The sequence below is a fragment of the Streptomyces sp. NPDC021356 genome, from assembly GCF_040641015.1.
Taxonomy (GTDB): Bacteria; Actinomycetota; Actinomycetes; order Streptomycetales; family Streptomycetaceae; genus Streptomyces.
The window spans coordinates 47,149-59,327 of sequence record NZ_JBFACU010000014.1 but is presented as its reverse complement, the minus strand read 5'-3'; the positions used below and the strand labels follow the sequence as shown (position 1 = coordinate 59,327).

General features: G+C 73.4%; 11 protein-coding genes. 3 read left to right on the top strand and 8 right to left on the bottom strand.

Annotated features, from left to right (window positions below):
• Positions 1-31: 31 nt before the first annotated feature.
• From folK to AB0G56_RS20300, 5 genes are all read right to left on the bottom strand, one after another.
• A complete protein-coding gene (gene folK, locus AB0G56_RS20320; protein WP_360971032.1) occupies positions 32-643 on the bottom strand; it encodes a 2-amino-4-hydroxy-6-hydroxymethyldihydropteridine diphosphokinase in 612 nt (203 codons plus the stop codon).
• Entirely contained in the window at positions 640-999 is a 360-nt protein-coding gene (gene folB, locus AB0G56_RS20315) for a dihydroneopterin aldolase (RefSeq protein ID WP_360971029.1), read from the bottom strand. The genes folK and folB overlap by 4 nt, the downstream gene beginning before the upstream one ends.
• 248 nt (positions 1,000-1,247) lie before the next feature.
• Complete coding sequence (locus AB0G56_RS20310) at positions 1,248-1,751, bottom strand: nuclear transport factor 2 family protein (protein ID WP_360971026.1); 504 nt, start codon at positions 1,749-1,751, stop codon at positions 1,248-1,250.
• Complete coding sequence (gene folP, locus AB0G56_RS20305) at positions 1,748-2,662, bottom strand: dihydropteroate synthase (protein ID WP_360971022.1); 915 nt, start codon at positions 2,660-2,662, stop codon at positions 1,748-1,750. Before folP ends, AB0G56_RS20310 begins: the two co-directional genes overlap by 4 nt.
• A 191-nt stretch (positions 2,663-2,853) precedes the next feature.
• Positions 2,854-4,692, bottom strand: coding sequence for a phosphatidylglycerol lysyltransferase domain-containing protein (locus AB0G56_RS20300; protein ID WP_360971019.1), 1,839 nt, complete (start codon positions 4,690-4,692; stop codon positions 2,854-2,856).
• Positions 4,693-4,894: 202 nt separating this feature from the next.
• Between AB0G56_RS20300 and AB0G56_RS20295 the strand changes: the two genes are divergently transcribed.
• Positions 4,895-6,019, top strand: coding sequence for an alpha/beta hydrolase-fold protein (locus AB0G56_RS20295; RefSeq protein WP_360971016.1), 1,125 nt, complete (start codon positions 4,895-4,897; stop codon positions 6,017-6,019).
• 223 nt (positions 6,020-6,242) lie between these two features.
• A complete protein-coding gene (locus AB0G56_RS20290; RefSeq protein ID WP_360971013.1) occupies positions 6,243-7,670 on the top strand; it encodes a hypothetical protein in 1,428 nt (475 codons plus the stop codon).
• 117 nt (positions 7,671-7,787) lie between these two features.
• Here the strand turns inward: AB0G56_RS20290 and AB0G56_RS20285 are convergent, their stop codons facing one another.
• Together AB0G56_RS20285 and AB0G56_RS20280 are read right to left on the bottom strand one after the other, a co-directional pair.
• Positions 7,788-9,158: a PH domain-containing protein gene (locus AB0G56_RS20285; RefSeq protein WP_360971408.1), complete on the bottom strand. Its 1,371-nt coding sequence runs from the start codon at positions 9,156-9,158 to the stop codon at positions 7,788-7,790.
• A gap of 149 nt (positions 9,159-9,307) precedes the next feature.
• Positions 9,308-9,811, bottom strand: coding sequence for a PH domain-containing protein (locus AB0G56_RS20280; RefSeq protein WP_360971010.1), 504 nt, complete (start codon positions 9,809-9,811; stop codon positions 9,308-9,310).
• 31 nt (positions 9,812-9,842) lie between these two features.
• Between AB0G56_RS20280 and AB0G56_RS20275 the strand changes: the two genes are divergently transcribed.
• On the top strand, positions 9,843-10,994 hold the full coding sequence (locus tag AB0G56_RS20275) for an NADH-quinone oxidoreductase subunit D (RefSeq protein ID WP_360971007.1): 1,152 nt from the start codon (positions 9,843-9,845) through the stop codon (positions 10,992-10,994).
• Here AB0G56_RS20275 and AB0G56_RS20270 read toward each other — a convergent pair.
• A complete protein-coding gene (locus AB0G56_RS20270; RefSeq protein WP_360971004.1) occupies positions 10,959-12,104 on the bottom strand; it encodes an SAM-dependent methyltransferase in 1,146 nt (381 codons plus the stop codon). The two genes, AB0G56_RS20275 and AB0G56_RS20270, sit on opposite strands and share 36 nt — an antisense overlap.
• Between the last annotated feature and the right edge of the window lie 75 nt (positions 12,105-12,179).

Sequence of the window (12,179 nt, the reverse complement as noted above, 5' to 3'; positions counted from 1 at the left end):
CGGGCGTCTGGATCTTCCTCGACCTTAACGACTACTCGGGCAGCCGGAGTTCCAGGTCCGCGCGCGGTGCGACACCCGTGCGCGTGACCGATGCCAGCAGGGCCGCCACCGCGCCCCGGCCGGGGAGCTGGGCCTCGGGGTCCACGTCGTGCCACGGCGCGAGGACGAAGGCGCGTTCGTGGGCGCGCGGGTGGGGGAGGGTGAGGAGCGGGTCGTCGGAGACGACGTCCGCGTAGGCGACGATGTCGACGTCGATGGTGCGCGGGCCCCAGTGTTCGTCGCGGACCCGGTGGAAGGCCTCCTCGATGGCGTGCGCGCGCTCCAGCAGGGAGGACGGCGGCAGGGTCGTCTTCAGGACCACGACCGCGTTGAAGTACGACGGCTGGGTGCCGGGCTCGACGCCCCACGGCTCCGTCTCGTAGACCGGGGAGACCGCCTTGATACGGACGCCCGGGGTGTCCTCCAGCGCGTCGACGGCGCCCTGGAGGGTCTCCAGGCGGTTGCCGAGGTTGGAGCCGAGCGAGAGCACGGCCCGTTTCGGGTTGCTGAGCGTGGTGTCGGCGGCGTCGACCTGTTCGACGACGGCGGCCGGCACCGGCTGGACGGTCGGGTCGCTCTGACCCTGGAGGAAAGGTCGGGTCATACTCGGCTCCGGGTGATGGTGACGGTCACGTCGTCGAAGGGGACCGTGATCGGGGCGTCCGGCTTGTGCACGCACACCTCGACCTCCTGGACCCCCTCGTGCTTCAGACAGGTCTGGGCGATGCGCTCGGCGAGCGTCTCGATGAGGTTCACCGGCTCGCCCTCCACCACGGCCACGACCTCCTCGGCCACGATGCCGTAGTGCACCGTCTTCGCCAGGTCGTCGTCGGCCGCGGCCTGCCGGGTGTCCACGCCCAGGACGAGGTCGACGAGGAAGGTCTGGCCCTCCTCGCGCTCCTTGGGGAACACACCGTGGTTCCCGCGGGCCTTCAGGCCGCGCAGCGCGACACGATCCACGCGAATCACTCCTGCAATCGTCGGTGGCGGTCGGTTCGTACCGCGTGCGGGCGGCACACCGGCCTCGGACGAATCTACCTGCGGGCACCGACATCGCCGGGACACGGGGGCACCGGGGCGAGCCGGGCCCGGCGGGCCCCACCCGGTGTTTTCCCTGGAGAACCGGGCCGCTCACGGCCCGCGGGCCGCCCGCGGCGCCGGGCCCGTGATTCCGGCCACTTCCGCGTCCGTGCCCGTCGCCTACCCACTCACGCCGGTGAGTCGTCCTCGTCCCCCGTGTCGTTTTCGGCCAGAACGGGGGAGGCGTGGTGGGACCAGAGCTTCCAGCCGAGCGGGGTGCGCCGGAACACGTTGGTGGCGACGACCAGCTGTCCGACCAGCGGGCCCAGCTCGTCGCCGGCGCCGGGGGCGGGGCCGCCGCTGAGGATGTTCTCGGTGCAGGTCACCAGGGCGGTGTCGCCGGTGACCGAGACGTGCACGTCGGTCAGGATGAACTGGATGTAGTCCGTGTTCGCCATGATCAGCGCGTAGCTGCGGAGCACCTCGCCGCGGCCGATGAGGACCGGCCAGCCCGGGTGCACGCAGGAGATCACGCCGGTGTCGGCCGGATCGTGGTACTCCTCGTCGACGCCCAGGTCGGACGGGGTGAGCCAGAGGGAGGTCAGCTCCTCGAAGTCACCCTGCTCCAGCGCCTCGTAGAAGGCGGTGTTGGCCGCCTCGACCTGCTCGACATCGGTGTGGGGGGCGCTCACCGGGCTCCTTCTGGGGAGCGGGCCGGGTCCTCGGGGGTGCGGACCCCGGCGGCGCGTGCCTCCTCCACGGCACGGGCGACCCGTACCGCGTCGGCCGTGGCGCGTACCTCGTGCACGCGGACCGCCCACGCGCCCGCGTGCGCGGCGAGCGCGGAGACGGCGGCCGTGGCGGCGTCGCGCTCCCGGGCGGGCGGCGGCGCGCCCTGCGGGCCGGCCAGCACCCGGCCGAGGAACCGCTTGCGGGAGGCGGCGACCAGCACGGGGTGGCCGAGGCCGCGCAGGCGGTCGAGGTGCGCCAGCAGTGTCAGGTCGTGCCCGGCGTCCTTGGAGAAGCCGAGGCCGGGGTCCACGACGACGCGGCCGGGGGCGATCCCGCCCTCCAGAACGGCCTGCACGCGCGCGTGCAGTTCGTCGACGACCTCGGTGACCACGTCGGCGTAGGAGCCCTGGACGGTGCTGCCCTGGAGGAAACCGCGCCAGTGCATGACGACGAAGGGGGCGCCGGCGTCGGCGACCACGGGGACCATGGCGGGGTCGGCGAGGCCGCCGCTGACGTCGTTGACAAGTGCCGCGCCCGCCGCGAGCGCCTGCTCGGCGACCCGGGCGCGCATGGTGTCGACGGAGATGGTGACGCCCTCGGCGGCGAGACCGCGGACGACGGGTATGACGCGCCGCAGCTCCTCGGCCTCGTCGACGCGGGTGGCACCGGGGCGGGTGGACTCGCCGCCGACGTCGACCAGGTCGGCGCCCTGGGCCACCAGGTCGAGGCCGTGCTTGACGGCGGTCGTCGTGTCGAACCAGCGGCCGCCGTCGGAGAAGGAGTCGGGGGTCACGTTCACGACCCCCATGACCGCGCAGCGGTCCCATGCCGGTAGGCCCGCCACTCGGCCGCGCCCGCTCTGGTTGCTCATACGTTCAGCGTAGGCCCCGCGCCCGGCGGCGACCGCCCTGACCCGGGGGCGTGCGGCGGGCACGGACGCGGCCCGAGCGGCCGCCGCCTCCGGGTGGGGAGGGGGGCGGCCGCTCGGGCCGTGTCGGGGGTGGTGGGCCGTGTCGGGCGGTGGCCGACCGAGGGGGCCGGTCACCGCGGGTCGCGCCGGTGTCAGGCCGCGCGGACGTCCCGTTCCGCCACCGCGTGCGCGCACGGGCGCTGGGAGGCGGCGCGGCGGCGGCGCAGGAAGCGCGGCATGGGCACCGCCAGGTTGACGAATCCCTCCGCCTGCATGGCGGCGAAGCCGATGCGGGCGAGGTCGGAGGAGGCGCGGTAGACGACGAACCGCGGTTCCCAGCGGGGCTGGAACTTGGCGTTGAACTTGTACAGCGACTCGATCTGGAACCACCGGGACAGGAACACCAGCAGTCCGCGCCAGGCGCGCAGCACCGGGCCCGCGCCGATCTTCTCGCCGCGTGCCAGCGCCGAGCGGAACATCGCGAAGTTGAGCGAGACGCGGCTGATGGCGAGCTTCGGGGCGGCCTGGAGCGCCGCCACGATCAGCAGTTCGTTCATGCCGGGGTCGGCGGAGCGGTCGCGCCGCATGAGGTCCAGGGAGACGCCGTCCTCGCCCCACGGCACGAAGTGCAGGATCGCCTTCAGGTCGCCGTACTCGCCGGGCTCGTCGTCCTGTTTGTGGGCCGTGGCTATCAGGCAGTCGCCGTCGGCCGGGTCGCCGATGCGGCCGAGCGCCATGGAGAAGCCGCGTTCGGTGTCGGTGCCGCGCCAGTCCTCGGCGGCGTTGCGGATGCGCTCCAGTTCGGCGTCGCCGAGGTCACGGATGCGCCGTACCCGGGTTTCGTAGCCGGCCCGTTCGATGCGCTTGACCATTTGGCGGACGTTTCGCATCGCGCGTCCGGCGAGGGAGAAATCCGCTACGTCGACCACCGCCTCGTCGCCCAGTTCCAGGGCGTCCAGGCCGGTCTCGCGGGTCCACACCTCGCCGCCGGTCTCGGAGCAGCCCATGACGGCGGGCGTCCAGGAGTGGGCCTTGGCCTCGTCCATGAAGCGTTCGATGGCGCCCGGCCAGGCCTCGACGTCGCCGATCGGGTCGCCGCTGGCGAGCATCACGCCGGAGACGACGCGGTAGGTCACCGCGGCCTTGCCGCTCGGGGAGAACACGACCGCCTTGTCGCGGCGGAGCGCGAAGTGGCCGAGGGAGTCACGGCGTCCGTGCTTGGTCAGCAGGGCGCGCAGCTGGACCTCGTCCTCCTCGGTCAGCCGGGCGGCCGGGTGCTCGGGGCGGAAGGCCAGGTAGATCGTGGTGACCGCGGTGATCCAGCCGAGGGCGCCGAGGGAGAAGGCGACGGTCCAGGAGGTGTTGCCCTGGTAGTCGATCGGGCCTTCGAAGCCGATGAGGCCGTACACGACGTGGGTGAGGCGGTCCGCGACGCTCGGGTCGCCGACCATGCGGTGCGCGTGGACGCTGACGATGAGCATGCCCAGGGCCAGCGAACCCGCGCTCATCAGCACGAAGTTGGTCAGCGCCCGCCACCTGCTGCGCGGGTCCGGCAGCGCCGAGAACTCCTTGCGGTGCAGGAGCAGCGGAGTGAGCAGCGCCAGGGCGATGAGCACACCGACCAGGGAGTGCCGGTAGACGAACTCGGCCGCCGCGCCGGCCGGCAGGAGCACCACGGCGGCGCGCCAGGCACGGCGCTTGCGCCGGCGCAGGCCGTGCGCGAGGAGCAGCAGGAGTACGCCCGCGCTGAGCGAGAGGGCGGCGGCGAACGGGCCGAACGAGCCCGGCAGCACCTCGGCCCAGGCGTGCATCCGGCTGTGCCGGAAGCGCGGGAAGACGCCCGCCGCGATGTCCAGGAGGCCCACGACCGCGCAGGCCCTGCCGATCAGCGTGGGGACGGCCTCGGGGCGCGGACCGCGCAGTATGCGCCGTACCCGACCCGATCGGCTCGGAACCCCGCCCGGCTTTTCCCCATCTATCCTGACAGACATCGCATCCCATAGTTCTGCGAGAGACCTTGAATCCGGTGCCGATCCGGGCATCCGGCGACATTGCGCCCTCTAGGACGGTGTCTGGGGGAGGAAGGTTCACTCCCCACCCGGAATCCGGGTCAAAGGCCAGGGAAAGCCCGGGGCAAGCTCGCGCCAAGGAGGTGCCGGCGGGCCGGGCATCGAGTGCAGTCAGGAAAGGCTCATGGGTCTCACGAGCAAGAAGGTGCTGGTACTGGCGGTGCTGTTCGCCGTACTGCTGTTCGTCGCCACGGTGTGGCTCTGGCCGCGTCTGGCGCGGCGCAGCTGGCCGTCGGTCGGCGGCCGGGTCGGCATCCTGCTGGTCACACAGGCGGCGATCTTCGCGTGCGTCGGTCTCGCCGCCAACCAGGCCTTCGGCTTCTACGCCAGCTGGGCCGACCTGTTCGGCCAGGAGACCGACCAGGGCGTCGTCGTCGATCACGCCGCGAGCGGTTCGACCGGGCCGCTGCGGGTGGTCGGCACCCAGCAGGTGCAGCTGGCCGGCGGATCCCGGCCGCAGCTGACCGGGCAGATACAGAAGGTCGACATCGTGGGCCGCAGGTCCCACATCGCCTCGCCCGCCTTCATATACCTGCCGCCGGAGTACTTCCAGCCGCAGTACCGCACGCGTACGTTCCCCGCGGCTGTCGTCCTCACCGGTTACCCGGGCACCGCCCAGGCGCTCATCAGCAAGCTGAACTACCCGCGCACGGCTCAGCAGTTGGCCAAGTCGGGCAAGATGCAGCCGATGATCCTGGTGATGCTGCGGCCGACGGTGGCGCCGCCGCGCGACACCGAGTGCGTGGACATCCCGGAGGGCCCGCAGACCGAGAAGTTCTTCGGCCGGGACCTGCCGGACGCCGTGGCCGCCCACTACCGGGTCGACAAGAAGCCGGGCGGCTGGGGCGTCGTGGGTGATTCCACGGGTGGTTACTGCGCTCTGAAAATCGCCATGCACTATCCCGCGGTGTACGGCGCGGGTGCGGGTCTGTCGCCTTACTACAAGGCGCCGATCGACCCCACCACGGGTGATCTCTTCCACGATGACAAGAATCTGAAGAATCGTGCCGACCTGGGCTGGAGCATCAAGCACCTGCCGGCTCCGGACACTTCCCTGCTCGTCACCAGCAGCAGGCAGGGAGAGAGCAACTACAAGTCCACGCTGAAGTTCATAGACGCGGCCAAGGCGACGAACAAGACCCGTATCTCGTCGATCATCCTGGACAGCGGCGGCCACAACTTCAACACGTGGAAGCGCGAGATCCCGGCGGCGCTGCAGTGGATCAGCGCGCGACTGGCCGAGCGCTGAGAGCGGGCGGGACCGGTCTCGGCGCACGGAACGAGGGCATCAGGAATGATCTTGAAAAGGGTCCGGAGTTCGATCGAACCGGCGCAGTACTCGGGCGGAACTCGGCCGCGTACGCGCGCGGGTAGCGGAACGGAACTCCTGATGCCCTGTGAAGGTTTCGGTATGGCCGCCTTTTTGCGGGGCGGCCCACCACGATTCGCCTACGCGCGGTAAGTTTCTGGCCATGCCACGTGGACGTCACCGCCATTCCCCTCCTTTGCACAGGCTGTTGCCGCCCTCGGCGATCGCCGGCGTCTCCCTCGTCTGCGCCCTGGGTCCCTGGGTCTCCACGGCACCCGTGGTCCTGCGGTCCCTTGCGGCGGCCGCCGCGGTGACGGCGGTCGCCGGTGCCGTCGTCCTGCGCCGCTGGGACACCCAGGCGGGCCGCAAGGTGGCCGACCTCACGCGCGCGCGGGCGAGCGACGAGTGGCGCTTCGAGGAACGCGTCGCCGAACTCGAATCGGACCTGGAGGAGTCGCGCGAACTGCGCGTCCGCCTCGATCAGAAGCTGCGGGCCAAGCGCTCGGAACTGGCACGGCTGCGCAACGAGCACGCGTCGCTGCTGCGGCGGTACGCCACGGCCGAGACCGAGCGCGCGAGCGCGCTGGAGGGCCGCCGCCTGCTGGAACTGGAGGCGGCGGCCGAGCTGCCCGCGCTGCCTGCGGCCCCGGGCGGGGCCCTCACGCCGGCCCGCACCGAGCCGGCGGGGCGGCGGCCCGTGGCGACGGGGTCGGTGGCGGCCGGCGCGGCGGCGTCCGGATCGGTGGCGGCCGGATCAGTGGACGGCGCGCCCGTGAAGGCGGGTGCCACGGAGACCGGTTCCACGCGGACGGGATCGGCGGAGGCCGATTCGGTCGAGGCCGGGTCCGCGGACGAGGAGCCGGCGGTCGTGGCGCCCCCTGTGTTCTCCCCGGCGGGCTCCGAACTGTTCGGGCGGGCGATGGCCGCGCTGGCGCGGTTCGGCGCGGACGGCGACCGGCCCGTGGACGCGGTGGGCGCGGTAGACGCGGTGGCGAAGGAGCCGACGGTCGAGGAGGCCCCTGAGGCGGGATCGTCCGGCGGTGCTGCCGGCCCGGCCGAACCGGCTCCCGCGCGGGAGGACGATCCGGAGGGGAAGCCCGAGGCGGCCGATGCGCACGAGCACCCGGCCGCCGCCCACCCGACGGCCGGCCCGGACCGGTCGGCCGAGCCGGAGTCGGCCGAGCCGGCGATGACCGAGGTTGCGGAGTCGGCCGAGGCCGCGGTGGTCGTGCCGGGCGGACCGGTCCGGCAGCCCACCGGGCACTACGCCGTGCCGACCGCGGTGGCCGTCGTGCCGCCCGCGCCCGCGCGGCGTCCGGTGACCGGGGGCGGGTTCGACTTCTTCGGTACGCAGAAGGGGGCACCGCCCGCCGCCCTGGAGGCCGTCCAGAACGAGGACCTGGCCGACGTGGTCGGCCAGGAGGCGCTCGCACTGCACGAGGCCGAGGCCGAGGCCGCCGCCGGGTCCGGTGACGGTGGACCGGCCGACGCGGACGCCGGCGCCCGGGCCGTCGGTCAGGTCATCGACCTGACCGCCCACGACGAGACGGAACAGATCGACCTCCAGGGACTGCGGACCGCGGCCTCCTGAGCGCGGGCGTACGCCGGGGACGGCGCACGGCGCCGGCGAGCGGGAGCCGCGAAAGGGACGAGCGAAGGACGAGCCGGGGACGAGCGGGTAAGGGGCGCGGCACAGGGGCCACGCCCCTTACTGCTGCCCGCTCCCGGTGCTTCCCGCGTCCGCGGCCATCCACCGGTCCGGTCGGGCCCCCCGCCGTCCCGTCCGTGACCGCTCGGCCTGCGCCCGCAGCAGCCGCCCCGCCTCCTCCGCGTCCCGCAGCCGCGCCGTCACGCTCTTGTTCGCGCCCGTGTCCACGTGGACGTCCGCAACCTTCCAGACCCGCTTCCAGGGCCCTTGGGTGAGCCGTACGCTCTGCACCTTGGCGTGCGGGACCAGGGCGAGCCGCCGCCGGAGCACGCCGTGCCGGGCGGCGAACACCGCGTCGGTGACGGCGACTCCGTACCCCCGCCGACGCACCGGCGCGCACCACCGCGCACGTCGGGGCGGCTGGGCCAGCGAGGCGGTCTCCGGCACCGTGACCCCCGGCAGCACCCGCGCGATCACCGACTCGGCGATCTCCCGGGGAGCCACCGGCAGCAGCACGGAGTCCGACGATCCGGCCACGTCCAGTTCCACGCGGACCCAGCCTCGCCCGCGCCCGCTTCCGTCGGGCCCGGGTGACTTCCAGCGCCGCCACAGCAGCGGTTCCACGATCCGTACGGTCTGCACGCGTCCCGGGGGCACCGTCTCGTGGGTGCGGTCCAGCAGGCCGCGGTCGATGCGCAGCCCGTCGGGAGACTCGCTCACCGTCCAGTCGTAGGCGGCCACGAAACGTCCGACGCTGCTCGTCACGGCCCCGCCGAGCAGCGGCAGGGCGGTGGCCAGCACCGTCCACAGGCTGTGGGTGGCCAGCCACAGCAGGGGCGGCACGACGAGGGCGGCGATCAGCGATCCCCAGGTCGCAACGATCAGCAGCAGCGAGACCGCTATCGCGCGCGCGGGGACGCGGACGAGTTCCCGCGCGGGTGCCTCGCCGACCTCCCGTGCCGTCTCGGAGGTGAAGCCGGCGGCCCGGGCGAGCAGTTCGGCGCGCAGGGCGCGGGCGTCGTCCTCGCCGAGGAAGGCGAGTTCGTCCTTCTTGTCCGCGCCTATGACGTCGAGTTTCAGCTTGGCGACGCCCGCGACCCGCGCGAGCAGCGGCCGGGTGACGTCGACGGCCTGGATGCGTTCCAGCCGGATGTGCGCGGTGCGGCGGAACAGCAGCCCGGTACGTATGCGCAGTTCGCTGTCGGTCACCGCGAAGTGCGTGAACCACCAGGACAGGAATCCGTAGAGCGCGGCGGCCGTGACGAGCACCGCGAGCCCGGTCAGCAGCCAGGCGGTCGTCAGCCTGGTGAGCTGCTGCTGCGCCTGGCCGGGATCGTGCACCGCCCATCCGGCGAGGACGGCGACCGGCGCCCAGGCCCGGCGCAGCGGTGTCACGGGGTGCAGCCGCCGCTCGGTGACGGGCCGGGGCACGGCGGCCGCCCCGACAGTGGCCGCCCCGACAGTGGCCGGCCCGTCGGTGCTCGGCCCGTCTATGGCCGGACCGCCGGTGCCCGGACCGCCGGTGCCCGGACCGCCGGCGGGTTCCCCGCCGGTCTCCTCGCCCCCCGCCGCCGTCACCGTCACAGTCCCGCCGATCGGGCCTCGCCCAGCTCGGTGAGCCGGTCGCGCAGCCGTTCCGCCTCGGCCGGGTCGAGGCCGGGGATGGTCGCGTCGGTGGCGGCGGCGGCCGTGTGCAACTGCACGGTGGCCAGGCCGAAGTGCCGTTCCACGGGCCCGGAGGTGACCTCGACCAACTGCATGCGCCCGTACGGCACGACGGTCTCCTCACGCCACAGCACGCCCCGGCTGATCAGCAGGTCGTCGGCGCGCTCGGCGTAGCGCCAGGAGCGCCAGTTGCGGCCCAGCAGCACCCAGCCCCAGACCGTCAGCGCGAGCGGCAGCACCGCGCACGCCGACCACACGGGGCCGGCCACGACGGCGGGCACCGCCGCGGCGGCCACGGCGGCCAGGCCCAGCCACAGCACCAGCAGCAGCCGGCGCATCCGCAGCAGGCCCGGGGGCAGCGCGGTCCACACCGGCTCCTCCCCGGCCGACCGCTCGTTCTCCAGGCTCCCCGTCTCCATGGGGCAAGCGTACGTAGGGGAGACTGGGTCCATGACTCCCACGACGGAGACCATGGTCGGGATCGGCGGTGCCGCGGAGAGCACCGACATGGTGCTCAACATCGGGCCCCAGCACCCGTCCACGCACGGTGTGCTGCGGTTGAAGCTGCTGCTGGACGGCGAACGCATCACGCGCGCGGAGCCGGTGATCGGCTACATGCACCGCGGCGCGGAGAAGCTGTTCGAGGCGCGGGACTACCGGCAGATCATCATGCTGGCCAACCGTCACGACTGGCTGTCGGCGTTCTCGAACGAGCTGGGCGTGGTCCTCGCGGTGGAGCGCATGCTCGGCATGGAGGTCCCCACGCGCGCGGTGTGGACGCGCACGCTGCTCGCGGAGCTGAACCGGGTGCTCAACCACCTGATGTTCCTCGGCTCCTATCCGCTGGAGCTGGGCGGCATCACGCCGGTCTTCTACGCGTTCCGGGAGCGGGAGGTGCTCCAGAACGTCATGGAGGAGGTCTCCGGCGGCCGGATGCACTACATGTTCAACCGGGTCGGGGGCCTGAAGGAGGACCTGCCCGCCGGATGGTCCACGCGCGCGCGTGCCGCCGTCGCCGCCGTGCGCTCGCGCATGGACGTCTTCGACGACCTGGTCCTCGGCAACGAGATCTTCCGGGGGCGCACGCGGGGCGTGGGCGCGCTGACGCCGCAGGCCGTGCACGCGTACGGCGTCAGCGGGCCGATCGCGCGCGCCGCGGGCGTCGACTTCGACCTGCGCCGCGACGAACCGTATCTGGCGTACGGGGAGCTGCGGGACACCCTCAAGGTGGTCACCCGCGAGGAGGGCGACTGCCTGGCCCGCTTCGAGTGCCTGCTGGAGCAGACCCACAACGCCCTCGACCTCGCCGACGCCTGCCTGGACCGGCTGGCTGAACTGGAACCAGGGCCCGTCAACCAGCGGCTCCCGAAGGTCCTCAAGGCGCCCGAGGGGCACACGTACGCCTGGACCGAGAACCCGCTCGGGATCAACGGCTACTACCTGGTCAGCAAGGGCGAGAAGACCCCGTACCGGCTGAAGCTGCGCTCGGCGTCGTACAACAACATCCAGGTCCTCACCGAGCTGCTGCCGGGCACGCTGGTGGCGGACATGGTGGCGATCCTCGGCTCAATGTTCTTCGTGGTCGGGGACATCGACAAGTAGGTCCGCCGCGTCCCCGTCCTGGACGCCCACCGGCTGCAGCAGCCAGCCGAAGTCGCCGAGGCCGCCCGCCGCGGTGAGTTCCGCGGCCTCCCCGGCGCTCGCCAGGGCGCGTACGTACTCCGCGGGGTGGGTGGAGGCGAGGCTGAGCGGGGGGCGCGCGCCGGTGACGCCGAGGGCACGCAGAGCGTCGCGCTGGGAGACCAGGCGCGCGGGCGGGTACACGCGTGCGCGGGTGTGCCCTCCCGGCGTGCACGCCCCCGTCTCCGCCCCGGCCTCCATCTCCGCTCCCGCTCCCGCTCGCGCCCCCGCCCCCGTCTCCGGGGAGGCGTGCGCGGCGCACGCGTCCAGGGCGACGTGGGCGGTGAGGTCGCAGGCACCGTCCGGTACGGGCCGCGTCTCCCGTCCGTCCCGGAAGCCGGTGAGGGTGCCGAAGAGCGGCCGGGCGTCCGCCGTGTGCGCGTAGTCCACGGCGACCGCCAGGCCCCGGTCGAGACACGAGACCGCCGCGGCCCAGGCGCTGTCCCGGGGCAGGCCGATCTCCGCGCGCAGGCCCTCCTCGGCGGGCAGCGGCCACCACCGGTCCAGCCACTCGGCCTCCGCGCCCGCCACCGGCTCCCCGAGCCGCTGCGTCCCGTCGCGCCGGACGAGCACGCGCCGGCGCACGCCCGCGGAGTCCACCTCCACCACCTCCACCGGCACGTTGTCCAGCCACTCGTTGGCGAACAGCAGGCCGCTGACCCGCCGCGGGGGTTCGCTGCGCCACTCGATCCGGTGATCGAGTCCGGCCGGGCGCCCGGCGACCTCGACCGCGTACACCCGCGCGCGGGACGCCACACGCGCGGGCAGCGCGCTCAGCACCCCTGCGGCCAGCTCCCCGTGCCCGGCCGCCAAGTCGACGAAGTCGAGCACCGCCGGGTGCCCGAGCGCCGCGTCGACCCGGCACAGCAGCCGCGCCACGGCCGTCGCGAACAGCGGCGAGGCGTGCACGGACGTCCGGAAGTGCCCCGCCGGGCCCTCGGGCCGCCGGTAGAAGCCGCCCGGCCCGTAGAGGGCGTCCTGTGCCGCCGCGCGCCAGCCGCGCCATTCGTCCGCCGATGTGTCGTCCGCCACCCGGCCAGAGTAGGCGCACAGGTGATCACGGCCTCCACCTTGGGGAGTACGCGCGGCGAGTGCGGATCGGCCCTC